General features: G+C 60.7%; 25 protein-coding genes. 7 read left to right on the top strand and 18 right to left on the bottom strand.

All coding sequences use genetic code 11. The annotated features are described in order from the left end of the window. The first annotated feature begins 21 nt into the window (after positions 1 to 21). From E4633_RS13840 to E4633_RS13825, 4 genes are all read left to right on the top strand, one after another. On the top strand, positions 22 to 378 hold the full coding sequence (locus E4633_RS13840) for a hypothetical protein (protein ID WP_135870981.1): 357 nt from the start codon (positions 22 to 24) through the stop codon (positions 376 to 378). 182 nt (positions 379 to 560) lie between these two features. Further along, a complete protein-coding gene (locus E4633_RS20610; protein WP_198419441.1) occupies positions 561 to 1022 on the top strand; it encodes a hypothetical protein in 462 nt (153 codons plus the stop codon). Between the two features lie 273 nt (positions 1023 to 1295). Continuing rightward, positions 1296 to 1739, top strand: a complete 444-nt coding sequence (locus E4633_RS13830) for a DUF4124 domain-containing protein (RefSeq protein WP_135870980.1) — start codon at positions 1296 to 1298, stop codon at positions 1737 to 1739. A 12-nt stretch (positions 1740 to 1751) separates the two neighbouring features. Continuing rightward, positions 1752 to 2777 carry a hypothetical protein gene (locus E4633_RS13825; protein ID WP_135870978.1) on the top strand — a complete coding sequence of 342 codons (1026 nt, stop codon included), beginning with the start codon at positions 1752 to 1754 and terminating at the stop codon, positions 2775 to 2777. A 112-nt stretch (positions 2778 to 2889) separates the two neighbouring features. Here E4633_RS13825 and E4633_RS13820 read toward each other — a convergent pair whose 3' ends face one another. From E4633_RS13820 to E4633_RS13785, 8 genes are all read right to left on the bottom strand, one after another. Continuing rightward, on the bottom strand, positions 2890 to 3975 hold the full coding sequence (locus E4633_RS13820) for an Ig-like domain-containing protein (RefSeq protein WP_135870976.1): 1086 nt from the start codon (positions 3973 to 3975) through the stop codon (positions 2890 to 2892). Positions 3976 to 4033: 58 nt separating this feature from the next. After that, entirely contained in the window at positions 4034 to 5278 is a 1245-nt protein-coding gene (locus E4633_RS13815) for an amidohydrolase family protein (RefSeq protein ID WP_135870974.1), read from the bottom strand. Positions 5279 to 5627: 349 nt separating this feature from the next. Next, the gene (gene panD, locus E4633_RS13810; RefSeq protein WP_135870972.1) at positions 5628 to 6032 is read right to left on the bottom strand and encodes an aspartate 1-decarboxylase; all 405 of its coding nucleotides are present in this window, start codon (positions 6030 to 6032) and stop codon (positions 5628 to 5630) included. Between the two features lie 5 nt (positions 6033 to 6037). Further along, complete coding sequence (panC, locus tag E4633_RS13805) at positions 6038 to 6877, bottom strand: pantoate--beta-alanine ligase (RefSeq protein ID WP_135870970.1); 840 nt, start codon at positions 6875 to 6877, stop codon at positions 6038 to 6040. Then, positions 6874 to 7677, bottom strand: coding sequence for a 3-methyl-2-oxobutanoate hydroxymethyltransferase (gene panB / locus E4633_RS13800; protein WP_135870968.1), 804 nt, complete (start codon positions 7675 to 7677; stop codon positions 6874 to 6876). Before panB ends, panC begins: the two co-directional genes overlap by 4 nt. A 342-nt stretch (positions 7678 to 8019) precedes the next feature. Next, positions 8020 to 10011 carry a methyl-accepting chemotaxis protein gene (locus E4633_RS13795; RefSeq protein ID WP_135870966.1) on the bottom strand — a complete coding sequence of 664 codons (1992 nt, stop codon included), beginning with the start codon at positions 10009 to 10011 and terminating at the stop codon, positions 8020 to 8022. A gap of 97 nt (positions 10012 to 10108) precedes the next feature. Continuing rightward, positions 10109 to 11194 (bottom strand): 6-phosphofructokinase, encoded by a 1086-nt coding sequence (locus E4633_RS13790; RefSeq protein ID WP_135870964.1) that lies wholly within the window; start codon positions 11192 to 11194, stop codon positions 10109 to 10111. A 130-nt stretch (positions 11195 to 11324) separates the two neighbouring features. Beyond that, positions 11325 to 11978 (bottom strand): peroxiredoxin-like family protein, encoded by a 654-nt coding sequence (locus E4633_RS13785; RefSeq protein ID WP_135870962.1) that lies wholly within the window; start codon positions 11976 to 11978, stop codon positions 11325 to 11327. A 193-nt stretch (positions 11979 to 12171) separates the two neighbouring features. Here E4633_RS13785 and E4633_RS13780 point away from each other — a divergent pair, with 193 nt between their 5' ends. From E4633_RS13780 to E4633_RS13770, 3 genes are all read left to right on the top strand, one after another. After that, entirely contained in the window at positions 12172 to 12408 is a 237-nt protein-coding gene (locus tag E4633_RS13780) for a hypothetical protein (protein WP_135870960.1), read from the top strand. Between the two features lie 61 nt (positions 12409 to 12469). Continuing rightward, positions 12470 to 12928: an iron-sulfur cluster-binding oxidoreductase gene (locus tag E4633_RS13775; RefSeq protein ID WP_135870958.1), complete on the top strand. Its 459-nt coding sequence runs from the start codon at positions 12470 to 12472 to the stop codon at positions 12926 to 12928. Between the two features lie 2 nt (positions 12929 to 12930). After that, the gene (locus tag E4633_RS13770; protein ID WP_135870957.1) at positions 12931 to 13476 is read left to right on the top strand and encodes a hemerythrin domain-containing protein; all 546 of its coding nucleotides are present in this window, start codon (positions 12931 to 12933) and stop codon (positions 13474 to 13476) included. Between the two features lie 205 nt (positions 13477 to 13681). Here E4633_RS13770 and E4633_RS13765 read toward each other — a convergent pair whose 3' ends face one another. The 10 genes from E4633_RS13765 to E4633_RS13720 all read right to left on the bottom strand — a co-directional run bounded on the left by E4633_RS13765 (position 13682) and on the right by E4633_RS13720 (position 22388). Next, positions 13682 to 14992 (bottom strand): homoserine dehydrogenase, encoded by a 1311-nt coding sequence (locus E4633_RS13765; RefSeq protein WP_135870955.1) that lies wholly within the window; start codon positions 14990 to 14992, stop codon positions 13682 to 13684. Positions 14993 to 15238: 246 nt separating this feature from the next. Further along, positions 15239 to 15676, bottom strand: a complete 438-nt coding sequence (gene nusB / locus E4633_RS13760; protein ID WP_135870954.1) for a transcription antitermination factor NusB — start codon at positions 15674 to 15676, stop codon at positions 15239 to 15241. Beyond that, a complete protein-coding gene (gene ribH / locus E4633_RS13755; RefSeq protein WP_135870952.1) occupies positions 15677 to 16144 on the bottom strand; it encodes a 6,7-dimethyl-8-ribityllumazine synthase in 468 nt (155 codons plus the stop codon). A 108-nt stretch (positions 16145 to 16252) separates the two neighbouring features. Next, a complete protein-coding gene (locus tag E4633_RS13750) occupies positions 16253 to 17455 on the bottom strand; it encodes a bifunctional 3,4-dihydroxy-2-butanone-4-phosphate synthase/GTP cyclohydrolase II (protein WP_135870950.1) in 1203 nt (400 codons plus the stop codon). A gap of 136 nt (positions 17456 to 17591) precedes the next feature. Next, the gene (locus E4633_RS13745) at positions 17592 to 18236 is read right to left on the bottom strand and encodes a riboflavin synthase (protein WP_135870948.1); all 645 of its coding nucleotides are present in this window, start codon (positions 18234 to 18236) and stop codon (positions 17592 to 17594) included. 107 nt (positions 18237 to 18343) lie between these two features. Continuing rightward, positions 18344 to 19444 carry a bifunctional diaminohydroxyphosphoribosylaminopyrimidine deaminase/5-amino-6-(5-phosphoribosylamino)uracil reductase RibD gene (ribD, locus tag E4633_RS13740; RefSeq protein WP_135870946.1) on the bottom strand — a complete coding sequence of 367 codons (1101 nt, stop codon included), beginning with the start codon at positions 19442 to 19444 and terminating at the stop codon, positions 18344 to 18346. A gap of 314 nt (positions 19445 to 19758) precedes the next feature. Further along, a complete protein-coding gene (gene nrdR, locus E4633_RS13735) occupies positions 19759 to 20211 on the bottom strand; it encodes a transcriptional regulator NrdR (protein WP_135870944.1) in 453 nt (150 codons plus the stop codon). Next, entirely contained in the window at positions 20208 to 20663 is a 456-nt protein-coding gene (locus E4633_RS13730; protein WP_135870942.1) for a deoxycytidylate deaminase, read from the bottom strand. Before E4633_RS13730 ends, nrdR begins: the two co-directional genes overlap by 4 nt. A gap of 54 nt (positions 20664 to 20717) precedes the next feature. Then, positions 20718 to 21977, bottom strand: coding sequence for an MFS transporter (locus E4633_RS13725; RefSeq protein WP_135870940.1), 1260 nt, complete (start codon positions 21975 to 21977; stop codon positions 20718 to 20720). A 3-nt stretch (positions 21978 to 21980) separates the two neighbouring features. Next, a complete protein-coding gene (locus tag E4633_RS13720) occupies positions 21981 to 22388 on the bottom strand; it encodes a hemerythrin domain-containing protein (RefSeq protein ID WP_135870938.1) in 408 nt (135 codons plus the stop codon). Positions 22389 to 22404: the final 16 nt, after the last annotated feature.

The following is a 22404-nucleotide window of genomic DNA, read 5'->3' as shown; positions in this document are numbered from 1 at the left end:
AACGATGTGAAAGGTGCACCTATGAACAACCTACCCTATCGTTATGCGCAGTTCGACATGAACCTCGCCTGGGAAATCAGGCAGGAGGCCGGTGCATCGGTCGTGGAGGGCGTGGGGAAGAACGTCCGCTACGCTTTCATGGAGGGGATCGAGATCTGGATCACGGTGGTCGACGCGGCGGGCAAAGCCGGGGCGCGCAAGGCGTGCTTCGTCATCCCGCGCCAGGTCAGACAGGATGAAAGCTTTCCTTTTTCCGTGAAGCTTCCGCTCCCTCTGGAACAAGGCATGACGCTCAAGTTCACCTACAAGTACAACGGATCCGACGGCGGTGACGGAGGGATGAACTGGATGCAGAGTTTCGAGTGGGCTGTGCCTTAAGGACAACTCACCCTATTGACTTGAGAGCGAAATGGGTATACCTCAATATCATCACGATGTGCCCGCCAGCGGTAAATTCCCAAAGTGTCTTCATCGCGCCAAGACTGATCCCACTCTCTGACAGAAGATGCGCTCCGGCCCGCCATTGTGATGTCATCCAAAAATATCCGGAGGTATTACACATGAAGAAAGTTCTGTCCGCATTGGTTGCCGGCCTGGCTGCCATCTCCTTTGCCGCTGTTGTGTTTGCTGCTGATGCTGCGACCCCGTCTTATGTCCCCGCTGCGGTAACCACCGCCGCCGGCGACGTACAAAAAGGTGTGGATGCCGCTGCGGCGAAAGCGAACGACGCAAAAGCAGCCAAGGCGCAGGCTAAGGCCGATGCCGCTGCCAAGGCCAAGGAAGCGAAGGAGGCTAAGGCAAAAGCGAAGGCTGATGCGGCTGCCAAGGCTAAGGAGGCCAAAGAGGCCAAGGCTAAAGCCAAGGCTGATGCGGCGGCAAAAGCCAAGGAAACCAAGGAAGCTAAGGCCAAGGAAGCAAAAGAGGCAAAAGCCAAAGCGAAAGCTGATGCAAAGGCCGTCAAGGAAAAGGCCAAGGCTGATGTCGATGCTATCAAAACCTCTACGGTGCCTGCAGCTAAATAACAAAAGCTGAACCGAGTGGGATCATCAAGGCTCCGGTTGGCGCGTCATGCGTCGGTCGGAGCCTTTCGCGTTTCAAGGCGTCCACCTGAACCAACCTTCCCCCCTGCACTCATTGAAGAACTTCCCATCCTATCTCGCCGGATTTCCCGCAAGGCATTGATCACATTTAATTATTTCCTGGCAATTTATGACAAATTAAGATATATGTATTCCGTTCTCGGGAACTGATTTCTCTCTAGTTCACACAGTGTGGAAGCTGAAAGGTACTGCCTTATGGAAACGCTGAGACTCCTGATAGCCCTGGTGCTGTTACTTGCCGTGGCGAGCCCTTCCCTTTCAGCGGAGAACTACTACTCGTGGGAAGACAAGAACGGCATACACTACACGAACGATAAGAAGACGATCCCCAAGGGTGCAAAGCGCGTGAGGGTCGTCGAAACCAAGGATCTGACGCCTGTCCAGGACAAGGACAAACAGGATCCGGCAGACAACCCTCTGAAGCACAGGTACAACGTCAACATAAAGGGGAAGGCAAGATACACCGAGCTTGACCAGTGCGTTGCGTACAAAAGAGCCGAATATCGACTGGAAGGGTATGCGTCCAACGTCGCCTACAGGTACGCGGTGGTGGACTGCAGCGAGGAACTCGGCATCGACAGCGCTGCCGCATACGGTGAGACCTACGAAGAACTGAACAACGCTTTGAGATACCGATAAGAAGGGTGTTAAATGAAAAGACTCCTGCTACTCGTCCTGCTTTTTGTGAGCCTCTTTACCGCTGCCGACAGTTTTGCCGACTCAAAAGATGACGATCTGTTGGTACCCACCGATACAGCCCAGCCCATCATAATAAAGCTCGACCAGGATACCGGCGCCATCATTCACGAGAAGTTTCCGGTGGATATCTTCGACAGGTTCGCCGACGACGTCCTTTTCCTGCTCCCTGCGGAAATGGTGGATGTGATCGCGCCGCGCTACGACGACTTCATCGCGAAAAGCAGGTTCGCCCTGCGCCACGACTACTGGAAACTGATGATCCAGCCGGGTTATTTCTCCGAGAAGAACATCAGCAACCAGTGCACCAGGGCGGTGACGGCAATCAAGGCCAAGGACCACGACCGGATGGTAACCGAGCTCGCGGACATGGTGCAGAACCTCTTCGAAGCGGCCAACCTGGATCAGCGGGACAAGACCGGCAAAAACATGGAGAAGAGGCTCCAGAAATTCATAAAGCAGGAGAACAGCGAGTACGTCATCGAGTTTTCCGGCTACAAGGAACAGAAGCGGTCGGAGATCGTGAGCCAGATCTACACGATCAACAAGTACACCAAGGACTCGATCAGGTATAAGCAGCTGGTGACCAAGACGGCGGAGCTGTGGACTTCGGTGTGGGAGGCTGCGAACGGGAACAAGACCGGCACGCCGCCCAGGCAGCAGTTCCTGGTCAAATCGCTCAGTCTTTCCATGAAGCCCACCCTGGATCTCGAGGCGAGGATAAAGGACTATGACGAGTGGCAGATCGTCATGAACAGGAACGCGTTGAGGCCGGGAGAGTGGCGCTCACAGCTGGTGGAGAAGCGGATCGATGATTACGTTAAAGAGACGGTGAACTACGAGATGGCGGAAAGGGAATCGGCCCTTTTGAAGATGATGAAGGGAACCAGGGAACCTAAGCTGTTGTACCGCAATCCGGACCGTCCGAGGGCGGTAAGATACCAGCAGAAGTACTTCACCGCGCTGAACAAGCGCCTGTAGGAGATCGGTACGCCCGTAAACCAGGCGCCCTGCCTGTAACAGAATACGGGACTGATATGAGTTGAGTCACCAAGGCTCCGGTTGGCGCGTCATGCGCCGGTCGGAGCCTTTTTTAGTCGCCGGTCTTGAAACTCCAGACGTAGTCGAAGGGCATGGCGTTTCCGGCGTTGTCTTTTATGGCGGTGGTGAGGGTGGCGGTATAGGTGGTGTTCGCCTGCATCGGGACACTGTCGGCTATCGTCCCACCCGAGCCGAACACGGAGTAATAGTACCCCCACCGCTCACCGCTCGCTTTATTCACGTAAAAGGACGAACGGCCGAAGGTCGAGTAGTCGATCGTGGCGTTGAAGTCCGCTGAAACGCTTGCGGACGTGGAAACGCCGGTCGCTCCGGCCGCGGGGTAGGTTGAAACCACGCGGAAAAGCGGGTAGTCCATCGTTGTGAAGGTCCAGGTGTATTCGGAGGTCAAGGAGGAGCCGGAAACGGCGCGCAGGGTGGTCGGGATGGTGACGGTGTAGGTGGTGTTATAGGCAAGATTGGCGGCGGGGGTGAAGGTCAAGGTCGAACCGCCTACGCTCTTGGTACCGGCGACCGCTCCATCAGGACCGTTTATAGCGACAAAATAGGTCGTCGAGGGGTCGATCTCGCCGCTAAACTGCGCTGCTATGCTCGCGTTCAACAGCACTCCCGTGGCGGCCGGCGCAGGGGCGGTCGACTGCACCGTCAATGGTTGCGGGGCTACGACCTGTACGGCGATCGTGGCCCCTTTGCCGCCGGGGTCGTAGGCCGAGATCACGATGTTGTTGGTTCCGGGGATTACCGGCACCCCGGCGAACCATCTGTGCGTCCAGTCGGTTCCCGGCCCGTAGTAGCTTGTCGCGGTGCCGCTGGCACCGGTGGTCTGGTTGATATAGGTGACATCGACGCCGGGATAATCGTCGGTGCGCGTGGTGTCGGTGAGGCAGGAAAAGCCGACGCAATGGCTGGCGTAATAGGAATCGGAAATCCAGGCGGTCCCGCTGACGCTGGCAACGGTCGAGGAACTTGATACCGAGGTTGCCTGGGCCCACTCTTTTTTGGGAGGAACATCGGACGAAGAGGAGCCGCCACCGCCACAACCGATGAACAGGACGCTCGACAGGACCAACAGCCGACTGCAGTACCGGGTTACCAAACGGTGCACGCTCATCTGCCGCATGATCGCCCTCCCCTCCTCTCCCCCCGGATCCGGAAGGAGAAATCAAATCTCATCATGGTTACTGTAAATAGCGGGTTCCTGCGATATAGACCTGCTCCACTTCTGCGCGGGCGATAAGGGCGGCCTCGATCGAAGAGGCATCGTTCCCGGAACCGCAGGCGATCACCTGGAAGTCGGCGCGCTTGCCCGGCTCAAGAGTTCCGACGCGGTCTTCGATGTGCAGCGCCCGCGCGCCTCCCAAGGTCGCCATGGTTAACAGTTCCCGCGGCTCGAAAACTCCGGGGGCTGCCTGCTGCAGGTAGCGCATCTCGTCCCACATGGAAAGCGAATCGTTGCTGGCAAGGGAATCGGTGCCGAGTGCCAGGGCGATACCGGATTGCTTCAGGAGTTTGTGCGGCGCGCAACCGACGAAGAGGCGGTCGTTGCTGCGCGGACAAAGCACGACGCTCACGCCGCGTTCTTTTAGAAGTGCTACATCGTTGGGGGTCACGTGCACGGCGTGAACGGCGATGGTCGAGGTATCGAGCACGCCGAGATCGTCCAGGTAACGGGTCGAGGTGGTGCGCATCGGGTGCGGCAGGTACTGCTCCCAGTGCGCCATCGGGTAGAGGATATCGGCGAAGGCCCCGGTGGTGTCATGCATGAACGCCACTTCTTCCGTGGTCTCGGAGAGATGCACCGCCTTCGGGATGCCGAGTTTTTCGGATAGCGCGTTTAGGCACGCGAAGAGATGAGCGGAAACGGTGTGGGGCGTGTGCGGGGAAACGCCGGGGAGTAATCCTCCCTCGAGCCCCAGCAGCGCCGTTTCCAGCCTGGCAATGAGCGTGTCGCAAAGGATCGGGTCGTGCCCGATCGCCTCGAGGAAGAGCCTGCCGGTCAGCGGCGTGTCGCGGTAGAGAGGAATGAGCGAAAAATCGGACAGGATGTCTCCGACCGCGGTGGTGCCGGACTCGAGGCAAAGGCGCATCCCTTCCTTCGCGGAATGCTCGATTTCGCCCGGCTCTAAGGCGCGCTTTATTTTCACCACCTGCTGGATCCATTCGACGTAGCGTTTGGGGAGGTAGTCGAGGTCCTTGCGCACCTTCCAGGCGGGGAAATGGGTGAGCTCGAGATGGGTGTGCGCGTTCACCAGGCCGGGCATGATCACGGATTCGTGCAGGTCGGTTACCGGCGCGGAAAACTGCGCGCGGAGTTCGTTCAGGGTGCCGACCGCGACGATGCGGCCGTCTTCCACGGCGAGGGCGCCGCCTGCGATGGGCGGGGAGGAAATGGGGAGCAGGTTTGCGGCGGCGTAGATTCTCATGCGGCGACCTCGAGGGGAGTAGATATTTGTCACAGAGGACCCGGTGGTGCTCTGAAAGCACTTATAGATGATTTACGAGCTCAACGGGAATAAGTTTAGCAGGTTATTGGAATCAAAGCCAATGTGGTGTACTGGCATTAGGAGATAAAAGAAAGGCAAATCCCCCCTGTCCCCCCTTCGCCAAGGCTACGGGGGGCAGGCTCCCCCTTCGCAAAGGGGGGGACGTCAGGGGGCGTGCGGTACTTTATGGCAATATTCCACTAGATTCCCTGTTATTCACTGGCAAATAAAAAAACGCTGACAGAATGTTCTTCTGTCAGCGTCTCGGATGCTGCTGTTTGCTGTTTGCCTAGTTCTTCCAGTGTACGCTCTTGAGCGTCGCCTGGCCGGCTTCTTCCTTGCGGGTCGGGAGCATCTTGTTCTTCTCGTCGACAAAAACGAGCTTCGGCTCATGGGCAATGGCTTCGGCGTTGGACATGTTCACGAAGCTCGCGATGATCACCAAGTCCTGCGGAGCAACGAGCCTTGCAGCGGCACCGTTGATGCAAATGACGCCGGAACCGCGCTCGCCTTCGATGGCGTAGGTCTCGAAACGGCTGCCGTTGGTGACGTCCCAAATGCAGACGGCCTCATACGGGATGATGTCGGCCGCTTCCATGAGGTCAAGGTCGATAGTGATGCTACCTTCGTAGTGCAGGTCTGCACCGGTTACCGTTGCCCTGTGGATCTTGCTCTTAAGCATCTTCCTGTCCATATTTCCTATTCCTCCCCTAATACGCTGTTGTCGATCAACCGTACCGAGCCGACCCGCACGGCAAGTGCGAGCAGCGTTCTCTCATTCGCTTCATCCAGCGGGAGCAGGCTGTCCTGATCCCTGAATTCCAGGTAATCCACTTCGGCATCCTTCTCCGCGCCGATCACGGCAAGGGCCTTTTCCTTGAGCACCGCAACGCTCCGCTCGCCTTTACCGAAGGCGTCGCGGGCCGCCGCGATGGAACGGGAGAGGCAGAGGGCCTCTATTCGCTGCTCGGGCGTGAGACGCGCGTTCCTGGAGCTGAGCGCCAGGCCGTCGGCCTCGCGCACGATGGGCATCCCGACGATCTCTACGTCGAAGTTGAAGTCCTTCACCATGCGCCTGATCACGGCGAGCTGCTGGAAGTCCTTCTTGCCGAATACGGCAAGGGTCGGCATCACGATGTTGAAGAGCTTCGCGACCACGGTGGTGACACCGCGGAAGTGGCCGGGGCGGCTTGCGCCGCACAGATGCGTGGTGAGCTCTTCGACGTTCAGGTAGCTCTGGTACCCCTCGGGGTACATGTCGGCTGCCTTCGGTGCGAAGATGACGTCGACGCCTGCCGCGGCGGCGACCTTCTTGTCGCGCTCGAGGTCGCGGGGGTAGCTGTCCAGGTCCTCGTTGACACCGAACTGGGTGGGGTTCACGAAGATGCTGACCACGACGGTCTTGGCGCGACGGCGCGCCTCGGTCATGAGGGAAGCGTGTCCCTCGTGCAGGTAACCCATGGTGGGGACCAGGGCGATCTCGCCCCGCCTTTCGCGCGCAAACTGCTGCATCTGCGCGACTGACTCGATGACTATCATTTGAAGCAGTGCCTTTCTTCCGGGAATGTGCCGCCCTTTACGTCGGCTATGTAGTTGGCGCAGGCCTCGGCTATGATGGGCGCGAGTTCCGCGTAACGTTTCACGAATTTCGGGGAGTATTTGCTGCAAAGCCCCAGGATGTCATGGATCACCAGCACCTGGCCGTCGCAGTGCGGGCCGGCCCCGATACCAATGGTCGGGATGGTGAGTTCTTCGGTGATGCGCGCGGCGAGCCCCATCGGGATCCCTTCGAGAACCACGGCGAAGGCGCCGGCGCGCTCCACGGCGCGGGCATCCTCGAGGAGTTTCTCGGCTTGGGCGTCGCCTTTGCCCTGCACCTTGTAACCGCCCATGCGGTGCAGCGACTGCGGGGTGAGGCCGATGTGCCCCATGACCGGGATGTCCATCTCGGTTATGGCGGCAATGGCCGCGGCGGCATTGACGCCGCCCTCGATCTTGACCGCGGCGGCGCCACCGTCCTTCACCAGGAGCCCGGCGTTCAGACGCGCGCTCGTCAGATCGGTCTGGTAGGAGAGAAAAGGCATGTCGGCGACGACGAAGGCGTTCGGACGCGCGCGCATCACGGCCTTCGTATGGTAGATCATGTCTTCCATGGTGACGGGAAGCGTGTTGTCGTGCCCCGCCACCACGACGCCCAACGAATCGCCGACGAGGATCATGTCGATCCCGGCGCCGTCGATGAGGCCGGTCATGGGAAAGTCGTAGCTCGTGAGTACCGCTATCTTCTCCCCGTCCGCTTTCATCTTCTGAAAGTCGAGAACGGTCTTCTTTTTTTGCATCTACCCTGCTCCTGTGAGATGGATGAAATTTTCGTATACAGGTGAACAGAACGTGGTGCTAGATAAAGCGTGTAATCTGTGAGACTTACCTGACCGCTCTCCGGGGCGCTTTCGGACAAAAAAAAACGCCTTCGGGGGAAGACGCTGTAAAAAAGAGCTAATTAGGGCCCTATTCGGGCGCAGCTCTGGCCAGCTTATCGCTTCCCGTACCGGTTCCATCTGGAATCCAGGCGGTATGTCTTTACTCTTTGGTGTCCTTTCCGGCTCCACTCAAACATAGCGGGCCAAACACCGTTACGAACGCTACCACAACAGTTGCGGCAAAGTCCAGCCTTTTCTTCCCTACTCCGCGCTGGCCTTGATCTGCTCGAGCTCCTTAACCACCTGCCCGCTCTCCTGCTGACGCTCTTCGATGCCGTCGAAGATGGCGTCGGCCATGCGGGTGACGTAGTCGATGCTCCCCTTGATCTCGCCGGTGTCGACGTTCTGGCGTCCCGCGGCGTTCACCATCTCGTGGCTCATGTCCTTCACGTCCTCAAGGGAACGCGCGACGCTCTTGGTCGCCACGCCCTGCTCCTTGGACGCCTTGAAGATCTGCATGGTCATGGAGCTTACGTCCTCGATGGAGCGGGTCACCAGCTGCACGCTTGCTGCCTGCTCCTCCGTGGCGAGCTTTATCTGCTCGGTCATGTCCAGCGCCTTCTGCGAGCTGTCCAGGATGCTTGAGAGCGACACGCCGGTCTGCTGCCCCAGCTTGACACCCTTTTTCACCAGGTCCTTGGTGGCGGTGACGTAGTCGGCGGCGTTACGGGATTCGGACATGATCTCTTCGATGATCCCGGTGATCTCGCCCGTGGAAAGCCCGGTCTGCAGGGAGAGGTTCCTGATCTCGTCGGCGACCACGCCGAAGCTCTTGCCGTACTCGCCCGCCTGGGCTGCGATGATAGAGGCGTTCAGCGCGAGGAGGTTCGTCCGCTTGGTGATGTCGTTGATCACGCTGACGAACCCTTCGATCCGGCCGCTGTTGGCGCTCAGGCGCTTGATCCCCTCGTAGGAGAGGTCGACGGAGCGCTGGATCTCGGCGAGCGCATCCACCGTCTCGCGCACGATGCCGGCACCCTGCTCGGCGTGCTCTTTCACGCGGCTGGAGAGGCTGTGGGAATGGCCGGTGTTCTTTTCGACCTGGCGCAGCGTGGTGGTGATCTGTTCCATCGCGGAGACGGACTTGTAGACCGAATCGGAGAGGGAGTCCATGTTGTGCGTGATCTGGTCGGTGGCGACGGAGATCTCGGCGGCCGCGGCACTCGCGCTGTCCACCGATTCCATGACCCCATGAGCGGCGGCGTCCACCTTGATGGAGCTGCCGGAGAGCGACTCGGCGGCGCTTCTCAGGCGGTAGAGGTTGGCGGAGAAGTTCTCGCGCTGGGTGGAAAGGTCGGAGAAGGTCCTGCCTAGTTCGTTGGTGAGTCGGTCGATGGACTGGAGCAGGCCGATGCGCATGAAGGCGGCGGCGGCCTGATCGGCGAAGAGGCGGATGGTGTCGACGTCGGTGTCGTTCAGGGCGCGGTGGCTCTTCTTGTTGTCGAGGCCGAAGACGCCGACGGTCTCCCCCTTCACCACGATGGGACAGAGGATGAAGGTGGAGGAACGCAGCGGCTCGATGGTATCGAACGGGGCCTGCAGCAGGTAGTCGGAAGGGTACTTGGAGATCCCCTCGACGAAGTAGACCTGCCGCTCGGCGAAGGACTTGTAGATGACGCCGGAGCGGGCGTCGATCGGGATGGTGACCTCAGACCCCACCTTGCTCTCGTTGCCGGCGCTCGCCGCGAAGAAAAGGTTCTTCCTCCCCGCGTCCGCCATGAGCACGTTGACGCGCTCGTATCCCAGCACCTCGTGCAGACCTTCGACGCAGAGGGCAAGCACGTCGTCCCTGCGCACCGCCTTCTGGATGCGGGAATTGATCTTGTGGAAGTTCTTTATGTTGTTGTCGAGTACCTTGTAGCGGTTCTCGAAAAGCTTCTTCTGGCCGTCCACCTCCTGCACCAGTTGGTCGAGCCGTTCGCCGCGCTGGTGCAGCTCGTCGATGGCGCGCCCGATGAAGAAGCCGAAGATCGCCATCACCAGGGCCGTTCCCACTCCCATATAAACGTAGAGGGCCATCCCCTGTGCGCTGTGGGTCATCTCAGAGAAGAACTGCGAGGCAAGCGGGAGGTTGGCGTCAGAGAAGAGCAGCAGGCGGAGGACCATCCAGCCGAGCGGGGCGGTGATCCCGAGGAAAAAGCCGGCAAGCGCGTAGAGTTGGCTCCTGCTAGCTCCGGCGATCGGGTTATTCATGTTTAAGCCACCTCGTTGCATTGGGTGTAGGCAGGTGCGGGCGGAAAAATCACCCGCAGTCTAGTTCAGAGATTAATTAAAGTCAAGATATCCTTGCCTATCTCCCGAGCATGATGCCGAGCGCCTCGGCGTGGCGCACCATCTCCCCGGACGGGTCGATGAGGTTCAGGCTCCGCACCGCGTCCTCGATGGGAACGGAGGTGATGTGGCGCCCTTTGAGGCACACCATCTGGCCGAAGGATTGCGACTCGATCAGCTCGACCGCCTTGACGCCGAACCTGCTCCCGATGCAGCGGTCGAAGGTCGAGGGGGAGCCGCCGCGCTGCAGGTGTCCGAGCACGGTGACCCTGATGTCCATCTCGAGGACACCGCCCAGTTCGCGCGAGAGCGCCTCACCGACGCCCCCCAGGCGTTCGACGACCGATTTCCCGCCGGCAGCCTCGAGGACCACGCGGTTTCCCCCGCTCGGGTAGGCGCCTTCCGCAACGACCACGACGCTGAAGCGTCTGCCGCGTTTGCAGCGCGCTATGATCGATTCCCGCACTTTGTCGATGTCGTAGGGGATCTCGGGGATGAGGATGACGTCGGCGCCTCCGGCGATGCCGGATTCGAGGGCGATCCACCCCGCGTAGCGCCCCATCACCTCGAGGACCATGACGCGGTGGTGGCTTTCCGCGGTGGAGTGTAGCTTGTCGAGGGCGTCGGTTGCCGTTTCGAGCGCGGTGTTGTAGCCGAAGGTAACGTCGGTCTCGAGGAGGTCGTTGTCGATGGTCTTCGGGACGCCGACAATGGGAACGCCGCGGCGCATCATCTCCTGGGCGATTTTGAGGGAGCCGTCGCCGCCTACGACGACGAGGGCGGTGAGGCCTAGTTGGTCGATGCGGGAGCGGACCTCCTCGGAGACGTCGACGAGTTCCACTTTTCCCTCGCGCATGATCGGGAAGGAGAAGGGGTTGCCGCGGTTTGAGGTGCCGAGGATGGTGCCGCCGCGCGGGAGGATGCCGCGCACTTCCTCGAGGCCGAGCGGGCGGCATTTGTGGTGGTGCAGAAAGCCGTCGAAGCCGTCCTCGATACCGATCACTTCCCAGCCGCGTCCGACCGCCGCCTTCACCACACCGCGGATGACCGCGTTAAGTCCCGGGCAGTCGCCGCCGCCGGTCAGGATTCCTATTCTCGTCGTCATGCAAACCCTCCTAATAACATAATCTCAAAAACAGTAACGCAAAGGCGCGGAGGCGCCAAGACGCAAAGAAGAGCTTGGGGTAAAACCTGAAAAGATTTTCTTGGCGTCTCCGCGCCTTTGCGCCTCTGCGTTAAGCCTTTGGTTGTTCTCTCAGCGCGTCCAATATCGCCTTCGGCTCGAGGCGGTTACGGGGATCGCTGTCAGCGTAGCCGGTGACGATCCTGCCGTCTTGCCCGATCACGAAGGTCCCGGCCATCGGGAGCTCCCACGACTCGTCGGCGTTGTACTCGGGAAGATTCACCCCCAAGGATATATACAGCTCCCGCACCCACCCCGGGAACCGGTAGACGAGCCCGTAACGCCGCGCCACCACGTTCCCCAAGTCACTGAGCACCTCGTACTGTAAAAAGTTCTTCAACAGGGTCGCCTGCGACTTGTCCGGACTCTGCGGCGAAATCGCCATGAGCGAGGCACCGCGCGCAAGTATCTCGGGAAGGATCTTCTGGTAGGCCCTCAACTGAAGGCTGCAGTAAGGTCACCAGATCCCACGATAGAAGGTGACCACGGCCGGGCCGTGCATAAGCGCATCGGCAAGCGCCACCGGAATCCCGACGGCGTTGGGTAGCGTGAAGTCCGGCGCCTGATCTCCCGCCTTCGGCACTCCCTCGCTGATTACCGACTGCCCGATCTCCTGGTAGGCGCGCTCGAACTGTGCCTTAAGCTCCGGGGAAACTTTTTCCGACTGCTCCAAACGCTCGATTTGTGATCTGAGGTCCAGCTCCATGGGGCACCTCCAAGGCTCGTCCGGCCAGGCCCAATTTTAATCAGAAAGAGGAAAAGGTCAATATTTCCCTGCAATTCTGCCATTTTTCCCACAGATGCGGAGAAACGCATATTTTTGACGCATGTCATAAACAAATATGCTCCGAAGCGCTATTGTCACATCATCAAGAGCGCACGAAAGGAGGAGAAAACAGATGGAATTCAAAAACGGCCTTGGAGATACGGCGATCCAGAACGTGATTGCGAACTACCCGGAGATCGGGGACATCCTGAACCGCTACGAGATCGGCTGCGTCACCTGCAAGGTCGGCATCTGCCTCCTCAAGGACGTCGTATCCATCCACGGTCTGTCACCGGAGCAGGAAGCAGCGGTGGAGAAGGAAATAAACGAGTACCTGACAACGAAGGATAACGACCTCAAGGTCGCTTAGACGATAAACGGCACACGCCACAACCAACGAACCAACACATATAACTTAAGGAGAAAAGACAATGGCACATGCAGGATGCGGCTGCCCGGGCAGCATGGCAAGGGTTATCGAGAGGAACGAAGAGAACGAGCAGGCAACCACCGTGAAGCAGGCGAGCGAATTGAGGCAGTGGCCGGTGCAGCTGCACCTGGTCCCCCCCACCGCCCCCTGGTTCCAGGACAGCGACATACTGATCGCCGCTGACTGCGTGGCGTTCGCCCTGGGGAGCTTCCACAGCGACCTCCTGAAGGGGAAAGCACTCGCCATCGCCTGCCCGAAGCTTGACGACAGCACCCCGTACGTTGAGAAGCTGGCACGGATCTTCGCCGAAAACGACGTGAAGAGCATCACCGTGGCGATCATGGAAGTTCCCTGCTGCCGCGGGCTTGATATGATGGTACGTCAGGCGCTGGCGCAGTCCGGCAAGGAGATCCCGCTGGAGACCGCGGTGATCGGCATCAACGGCGAGAGGAGAAACTAGCGATGAAACAGGACATCACCCAAAGGCTCAAGGACGAGCACCAGTTGATCCTGCGTATGCTCGCCCTTTTGGAGAAAAACGCGCGGCTCACCGAGGAAGGTACCTTCAAGGATTACCAGTTCTACCTGGACGGTGTGGATTTCATCAGGAACTACGCCGACCGTTTTCACCACGCCAAGGAGGAGGATGTCCTGTTCGAGGCGCTGGTAGCGAACGGCATGCCGAGGGCGAACAGCCCGGTGGCGGCCATGCTGATGGAGCACGATCTCGGTCGGGCCTTCGTGAAGGGTATGGAAGAGGCAGCGACCAGGGCGCTTAACGGCGAGGCCGGGCAGGAAGAGGCGATCGTCGCGAACGCGAGGGGTTACCTGGAACTTTTACGCGAGCACATCGGGAAGGAAGATGACATCCTCTACCCGCTCGCGGAAAGGGTTCTCCCGGAAGGGGTGCGCCCGGAGATCGTGGCGAAGTACCAGGCGGCGGAGGAGAAGGCCGCCAAGGGGCTCGAGGAGCACTACCGGAGCGTGGTGGAAAAGTACGAAGGCTGAAAAACGTTCTACGTTCTATGTTCTATGAGTTCAAAACGAGAAGCAAATCCCCCCTGTCCCCCCTTCGCAAAGGGGGGGACGCGGGGTCCCCCATTGTGCTTCGTGGCTGATGTGCTACAGGTTAAACCAAGCTCCCGGAACAAGCAAAATAAAAAGGGCGGGGTCAAATGACTCCCGCCCTTTTTGCGTTCTGTTTGCACCCTTTTTATTCGAGGTTGTCCTCGATCCTGATGAAGGTGCTTCTGGCGCGGATCACCTCGAAGGTGTCGATCTCGCCCAGGGCCTTTCTCATGTCGTCCTCACGGGCCTCGTGGGTCATGATGACGATGGGTACTTCGTCCGCGGCGCTCCTTGCGCTCTGCAGCATGGAGGCGATGCTGATGCCGCGCGCACCGAGCGCGCCTGCGATGCGGGCCAGCACGCCCGGACGGTCAAGGGCCTGGAAACGGATGTAGTACTTGCTGACGATCTCGCCCATCGGCTTGATGGGGAGGGTGGTCACGTTGCCGTCCAGGTACCCGAGCGGGGCGCAACGACGGGTGATCCCGGCGCACATGCTGCGGGAGAGGTCGACGATGTCACCGACAACGGCGCTCGCCGTTGCTTCCATGCCGGCGCCGCGGCCGTAGAACATGACCGGGCCCACGAAGTCGCCGGTGAGACGGACCGCGTTGAAGACGCCGTGCACGTCGGCTAGCGGATAGTCGATCGGGATCATGGTCGGGTGCACGCGCGCCTCGATCTTGCCGCCATCCATCTTGCCGATCGCCAGAAGCTTGATGCGGTAGCCGAAGGTCTCGGCGAAGTCGACGTCTTCGGAGGTGATCGAGGTGATCCCCTCGGAGTAGACGTCCTTCAGGTCGATCCTCGTGCCGAAGCAGAGGGAGAGGAGCAGGCAGAGCTTGTGCGCGGTGTCGACCCCTTCGATGTCGAAGGTGGGATCGGCTTCGGCGTAACCCATCTCTTGGGCGCTCTTCAGCACCTCGGCGAAATCGGCCCCTTCCTGGGTCATACGGGTGAGGATGTAGTTGCAGGTACCGTTCACGATGCCGAGCACGGTGGAGAAACGGTTGCCCGCCATGTTCCCCTTGATCGCGGAGAGGACCGGGATACCCCCGCCTACCGCGGCCTCGAAAAGGACCTCGACGCCATTCTCTTTGGCGGCGGCGTAAATCTCTTCGCCGTGCACCGCGAGAAGCGCCTTGTTGGCGGTGACCAGGTGCTTGCCGTGGGCGATCGCCTTGAGCGCGAAGCTGCGCGCCGGCTCGTAGCCGCCGATCAGCTCGATGATGACGGAGATCTCCGGGTCGGTGAGCACGTCGTCGGCATTCCTGGTGAGGATGATTCCCTCGGTGTCCACGCCGCGGTCGGTGGTGATGTCGAGGTCAACGATGGTCTTCAGGGAGATCCGGGTGCCGGTCTTCTCCGTGAGGAGGGCGGAGTTCTGTTTGAGCAGCTTCACGACGCCGGCACCGATGGTGCCGAAACCAAGTAGGCCTACTTTTATCTCTTCCATACTCCCTCTTTGATCATTTCATGGTTTGGAAATTGAATGTTATCGAGCTGCCTTTACCCCCCTTTGCGAAGGGGGGCAAGGGGGGATTTTGCCAAAGTAGCCACAGCGTTCAGTTGTTCGACGTAATCAAATCCCCCCTGTTCCCCCTTCGCAAAGGCTACGGGGGACAGGCTCCCCCTTCGCAAAGGGGGGGACGTCGGGCTCGTGCAGCACTTCGTGGGAAGCTGCTCGGGTGCAGCCTGCAATTTATTCCTTGTCCGTCACGGTGGAGGCGATCTCGTCGAGGATGCCGTTGACGAAGGAGGCGGAATCGTCGGAACCGAACTTCTTGGCCACCTCGATCGCCTCGTTCATCGTTACGTTCTTCGGGATGTCCGGACGGTACAAAAGCTCGAACACGGCAAGGCGCAGGATGTTCAGGTCGACGCGCGCCATGCGGGTCATGCTCCAGTGCTTCGACTTCTCCGCGATGCGGGCGTCGATCTCGGCCAGGTGCGCGGACACACCGCTCACGATCTCGCTGGCGAAGGCGTAAGCCTTGGAGTTGGCCAAAAGGGTCGGCTCCTCTCCTTCGCCGAAGCTCTCGATGATCCTCTTCAGCGTGTGGTTCGGGTCCTGGGACACCAGGTCCTTGGAATAAAGCGCCTGCAGGGCGAGTTCCCTGCCTTCTCTACGCGTGGTCAATTATTTCATCTCCCTGTACAGATTGGCGGTCTCGATGACCGTCATGGCGGCGTCGAAGCCCTTGTTACCGGCCTTGGTACCGGCGCGCTCGATCGCCTGCTCGATGGTGTCGGTGGTCAGCACGCCGAAGGCGACGGGAATCCCGGCGTCAAGGGAGACGTGGGCAACACCCTTGGAAACCTCGGCGCAGACGTAATCGAAATGGGGGGTGGAGCCGCGGATCACGGCGCCCAGGCAGATAAGGGCGTCGTATTTGCCGGTTTCGGCCATCTTCTTCGCGGTGAGCGGGATCTCGAAGGCGCCCGGCACGCGCGCCACGGTGATCTGCTGGTCGTCGGCGCCGTGACGCACCAGTGCGTCCAGGGCACCCTCAAGCAGTCTCTCGCCGATGAAGCTGTTAAAACGGCCGACGACGATGCCGAACCTGAGCCCATCTGCGGTCAGTTTTCCCTCTACATATTTAGGCATGATATGAACTCCTTAGAAACAGGTTGAGGTTGCGGCCAAAGTCGTGAACAACCGACCGGACCGCAACCCGTATTTTTCTGCTGACAGCCGAAGTGAAGGTGCAGGGGGCTAGATGTTTTCCAGCAGGTGCCCCATCTTCTCGCGCTTGGTCTTCAGGTATTTTTCGTTGCTCTTGCTCGGCTTGATCTCTATGGGCACCCGCTCAACGATGTCGATGCCGTAACCCTGCAGACCGACCAGCTTCTTCGGGTTGTTGGTCATCAGGCGGATCTTCTTGACGCCCAGGTTCACGAGGATCTGTGCGCCGATGCCGTAGTCACGCAGGTCGGCCTTGAAGCCAAGGGCCAGGTTCGCCTCGACGGTGTCCTTCCCCTGGTCCTGCAGCGCGTAGGCCTTCAGCTTGTTGGTGAGCCCGATGCCGCGTCCTTCCTGGCGCATGTAGAGGATGATCCCCTTCCCTTCCTTCTCGATTTGCTCCATGGCGGAGTGCAGCTGTTCGGCGCAGTCGCAGCGCACGGAGCCGAAGACGTCACCGGTCAGGCATTCGGAGTGCACGCGCACGAGGACCGGCTCGTCACCCTTGATGTCCCCCTTCACGAGGGCCAGGTGCTCGAGCTTGTCGATGTCGTTTTCAAAGGCAACGGCGCGGAAGTCGCCGAAGGAGCTCGGGAGCGCAACGTCGACGGAGCGGCGCACGAGAGACTCGTGCTTCAGGCGGTAGGCGACCAGGTCGGCGATGGTGCAGACCTTGATGCCGTGCTCCTTGGCGAACTTCTTGAGCTCCGGCATGCGCGCCATGGTGCCGTCCTCGTTCATGATCTCGCAGATCACGCCGGAAGGCTCGAGCCCGGCAAGACGGGCGAGGTCGACGGAACCTTCGGTCTGGCCGCTTCTGACCAGAACGCCGCCGTTTTTGGCGCGCAGCGGGAAGATGTGGCCGGGACGGGCAAGGTCGGAGGCCTGCGCGCCGGGCGCCACCGCGGTCAGGATGGTGTGGGCGCGGTCGGCGGCGGAGATGCCGGTGGTGACACCCTTCTTCGCCTCGATGGAGACGGTGAAGGCGGTGCCGAAAGAAGAGGTGTTGTCCTGCACCATGGGGGGCAGGTCGAGGCGGTCGCAACGTTCCGTGGTCATGGTGAGGCAGATCAGGCCGCGGCCGAAGCGCGCCATGAAGTTGATCGCCTCGGGAGTCACGCACTGGGCCGCCATGGTGAGGTCGCCTTCGTTCTCGCGGTCCTCGTCGTCCACCAGGATTACCATCCTGCCGGCCCTGATCTCCTCAATGGCTTCCTCGATGCTTGAAACAGACATTTCTATACCCTCTCCTTGGTTCAGTGTCGGCCGGGAATTCATGACGGCTGTCATATCCCGGACCGATTGGTTGGACAACAAACCTTGCAGGTCGTTGACCATAACAAAAAAACGGTGAAAGTGGAAGCGAAAGCGGCTACATAAAGCCGTTTTTCGCCAACAGGTCCAGGGTGACGCCGCCTTCCCTTGCCTCCCTACCCGCGAGCAGGCGCTCCAGGTAGCGGCACAGAAGGTCGGTTTCTATGTTCACCTCGTCCCCCGCGCGCTTTTGCAGCAGCGTGGTTTTCGAGGCGGTGTGCGGGATGATGTTGACGCTGAAGCTGTCCGGTCCGACGCTGTTCACGGTGAGGCTGATGCCGTCGATGGCCACCGATCCCTTGGCGGCGATGTATTTGGCGAACTCGGCCGGGAAGCGGAAGTTAAAGACGATGTTGCCGGCGACCTCGCGGCGCTCGGTGACGGTGGCGACGCAGTCGATGTGCCCTGAAACGAGGTGCCCGTCCAGGCGGTCGGACAGGCGCATGGCGCGTTCCATGTTCACCGGCGAGCCGCTTTTCAAGTTCTTGAAGGCGGTGCGGTCGATGGTCTCCGGGGAGACGTCGAAGGTGACCGCGCCGCCCCCCTTTCGGACCACGGTGAGGCAGGCGCCGTTGATGGCGATGGAGTCGCCGATCCTGATCTCGTCGAGCGGGAGCGCGGTCTTGACGGTGAGGCTCCCCGAAGCGCCGCGACGCTCGATGGAAACCAGCTCGCCGATTGTTTCTATTAGACCTGTGAACATAGAACCTCTGAAGAACGTTCTACGTTCTATGTTCTACGTTCTACGTTAAAACCATAATCATGCTCTCCCGCGGGAGGTTTTTTAACGTAGAACCTAGAACGTAGAACCTAGAACTTGTTTTTTGTCGGCCTTCCTTCTACAAGGAGGTCGGCTCCTATCTTTTTTACGGTCATCCCTTCCAGGCGGATGGCGTCGGCCATGAGGGGCACGCCTTCGCCGGCGAAAAGGCCGGTGCCGGCGCCGCCGACGAGCTTCGGGGCCAGGAAGAACTTGCAACGGTCGATGAGCCCTGCCCTCAGCGCGCCTCCGGCCAGATGATGCCCCCCTTCGAGCAGAACGGACTGCACGCCGCGCTCTCCCAGACGCTCGAAAAGATGCTCCAGATCGACTCGACCTTCCTTCTGCCGACAGACGAGCACTTCGGCGCCGCGCGCCCGCACCGCGTCGATCCGCGCGAGGTTCCCGCTACAGGTGGCGATCACGGTCTTCGCCTCGGACTTCAAACTGAAAAGGGCGGCATGCAGCGGCACCCTGAGCGTCGAATCGACGATGACCCGCAGAGGGTCCTTCCCGCCGGGGACGCGACAGGTGAGCAGCGGATCGTCCTTGATGACGGTGCCGACTCCAACCATGATGGCGTCGAGCTTCCCGCGCAGCCGGTGCACTTCGCGCCTCGCCGCGTCGGCGGTGATCCACTTTGAATCGCCTCCGGCGGTGGCGGTCTTCCCGTCCAGGGTCATGGCGCTCTTCAGCACCACGTAGGGACGCTTGGTCTGCATCCACTTGATGAAGCCGAGATTCAACTCACGGCTCTCGGCCTCCAAAAGCCCGACCTCGACCTCGATCCCCGCCTCTTCGAGCATGCGGATGCCGTTGCCGGAAACGACCGGGTTCGGGTCGACCATGGCTACGAAAACCCGCGCGACGCGGGCTTCGATGAGCGCCTTGGCGCAGGGAGGGGTCTTGCCGAAATGGGAACAGGGCTCGAGGGTCACGTAGACATCGGAACCTTCAGCCTTTTCACCAGCGGCACGCAGGGCATGAACTTCGGCGTGCGGCGTGCCCGCCTTTTTGTGCCACCCCTTGCCGACGACGGCGCCGTCCTTCACGATGACGCAGCCGACCGCCGGGTTGGGAGCGGTTTTCCCCACCCCTTTTCTCGCTTCGGCGAGCGCCATGCGCATCATTTTTTGGTGGGTTGCCGACATGTTTTTCCCTGTCTCAGTCTTGCCGCGGTGCGTGATCGCACGTTTCCCGCTTGTTCAAACTCCCCCCTTTGCGAAGGGGGGCCGGGGGGGGATTTGCTTTTTGGTTGGCACGTCAAAACAGCTGCTGCCTGTATCTGCATTCAGCCTGCACAGGTCGAAGGGATCGAATGCCTAAGGCAAATCCCCCCTGTCCCCCCTTCGCAAAGGGGGGGACGCTGGAGCTCGTGCGGCGCTTCGTAGGCAGTTGCACTCGACGTTCTCAAGTCCTTAAAGACCTTCGCACAGTGGGAACCCGTGGTGCTCATGCCGTGCTTCTATTTCTTCAGCAGGTCCTGCAGCTCGACCATGAACTCACTGATGTCCTTGAACGAGCGGTACACGGAAGCGAAACGGACGTAGGCTACCTGATCGACGGCGTGCAGCTCGGACATGATCCATTCGCCGAGGGTGGTGGTCGGAATCTCCCGCTCACCGGACTCCTGCATCTTCGTTTCGAGACGATCAACCAGCTTCTCGATGGTGTCCACCGAGACGGGCCGCTTCTCGCACGCCTTCTGGATGCCGGCGACGAGCTTCATCCGGTCGAAGGGCTCGCGCCTGCCGTCACGCTTGGTGACAAGCGGCAGCACTTCCTCGACGCGCTCGTGGGTGGTGAAACGCTTGGCGCAGGACTCGCATTCGCGACGGCGGCGTATCGCGGCGCCACCCTTGTCGGGGCGGGAGTCGATCACCTTGCTGTCGCTGAATCCGCAAAAGGGGCATTTCATGGCTGCGCCTCCTCGTACTTCTCGACGAGGACGCCGGACTCGCGGATCATCTCCTCCGCCAACTGGTCCGGGTAGCCGGTAAGGTAGACCACCCGTTTGATCCCAGAGTTGATCACCATCTTAGAGCAGATGATGCAGGGCATGGTGTTGCAGTACAGGGTGGCCCCTTCGATGGAGGTGCCGTGCTTCGCCGCCTGGATGATGGCGTTCTGCTCGGCGTGCAGGCCGCGGCAGAGCTCGTGGCGTTCGCCGGACGGGATACCCATCTGTTCCCTCAGGCAGCCGATGTCCAGGCAGTGGGCAGTCCCGGATGGCGCACCGTTGTAGCCGGTGGCGAGGATGTTCTTGTCCTTCACCAGTACCGCGCCGACCTGCCTTCTCAGGCAGGTGGAACGCTTGGCGACCAGGCGTGTGATCTCGATGAAATATTCATCCCAGCTGGGACGTGCCATAAGTAGCCCCTCTCATGTGAAATTTGGCCAGAATAGCGGTTTTCTGAAGCCCGGTCAAGCGGCGTGAGAGAATGGTGGAGCGCTTTCACATGTGACGCCGGCGCGCGTCGTGACAAGGGCAACTTCTTCGTGCTCAAGCGGTGCCGCGGCCGTGAGCGGCATGCCCCCCCATAGCTCGGCGGCGAAGAGGGCCACGGCGGCAAGTCCCACCGCGCCTGCCGCGTGAAAGACGGCGGTGAGCCCGAGCGTTCCCTGCAGAAGTGCGCCCAAAAGCGGCCCCGCCACGAACCCGGCGTTCAGCACGGCGTTGAAGGTCCCCACGGTCGCCCCCATGCCGTACCGGGTCCCCTCCTCGACGAGGAGCGCGCTGCTCGCCGGCTGGGAGACGACGCTGAAAACGCCGATGGCGACCGCCAGGACCAGCATGGAGCCGAAACCTGTTGCGGCGGGAACGAGCAGGTACAAAAGGGAAACCGCGCCGCCGCCGAGAAGCACCAGCAACGGGCGCGGCGCCCGGTCGGACAGGATCCCCATCGGTCGCAACAAAAGGGTCATCGCGGCGGTACCCGAGGCGAGCACGAGCCCCGAGCGCAGTCCGGAAAGCCCCAGCTTGCTGCTGAGCAGGATGGGGAGGAAGGAACCGGAAAGCGAGATGCCGCAGGCGCGCCCGAAGATGAAGGCGAGGAGGCCGCGGTAGCTGCCGCGCTGCAATCCCCAAAGCGTAACGACGCCCCCCGGCGCCGCGGAGCGTCCCGAGCGGACGGTCGCGTGCGGCAAGCGCCGCAGCGCGAAGAGGAAAGCGGCAAGGCTTAAAAGTGTCACGGCGACAAAGATGCCGGTAAAGCCCCAGGCGTCTTTCAAAGCCCCTCCGATCAGCGGCCCGAGCCCAAGTGGCGCGTAAAAGGAGATGTCGAAGGTTGCCATCACCCTCCCCCGCTCCTCTTTCCCAGTGGCACTCCCGACCATGGCGAGGATGACCGGACGGAACATCGCGCAGCTCACCCCTTGGACGAGGCGCAGCAGGATAAGCTGAAGGACGTCGTGGGTGCAGAGGTAGCCGACGGAGACCGCGAGGTAGAGAAAGAGGCTCGCAAGCACGATCCTGCGGTAGCCGATCCGGTCGGCACACGCTCCGAGCACCGGGCTGAATATTATCTTGGAAAGGGAATACAGGACCAGCGGCAGCCCGAGCATGATGCCGCGGGCGCCGAGGCCGAAAAGGTAGGTCGGGAAAAAGGCGTCGGCGATGCCGAAGCCGAGCGTCACGGCGAAGTTGACCAGGAAAAGGGTCTTGAGCGGCGCGCGGTCTCCCATGGTTTACCCCCGAGAGGTGAGAAAGAGCTCGAAGGCGCGGTCGTGCACCTCGATGTGCTCCAGCCACATGAGGCGGATCCGGTCCAGCGCGTCGGGCAGGGCGTCCTCCCTCTTTTGCAGCTGGTAACGGAGTTTCGCGGTATCGATGCTGATCGAACGGTGGCGGATGCTGTGCTCACGCACCATGGGAAAGGCGACCAGTTCCATGAAGCTCTCCTCCGGCCCGATATGCCTCAGGGTCTCGTTCACCAGTTGGTCCAGCTCGCCGCTCAGATCGCAGCCGGGCTGCCTGCGCGCCTTTTCCGCGATCCGGTTCAGGCGACCGATGATGCTGCGGTGGCGGCTGTCCCACTCGTCGAGGGGGCCGAGGCAACCGTTTTGCGGGGAGAACCTGTTCCTGTTCCGTTCCATGCGTGTCCTCAAAGTG

Source organism: Geomonas terrae (genome assembly GCF_004791675.1).
Lineage (GTDB): Bacteria > Desulfobacterota > Desulfuromonadia > Geobacterales > Geobacteraceae > Geomonas > Geomonas edaphica.
Note: the sequence above shows the minus strand (reverse complement) of the source record. Positions and strands in the feature narration are given on the sequence as shown.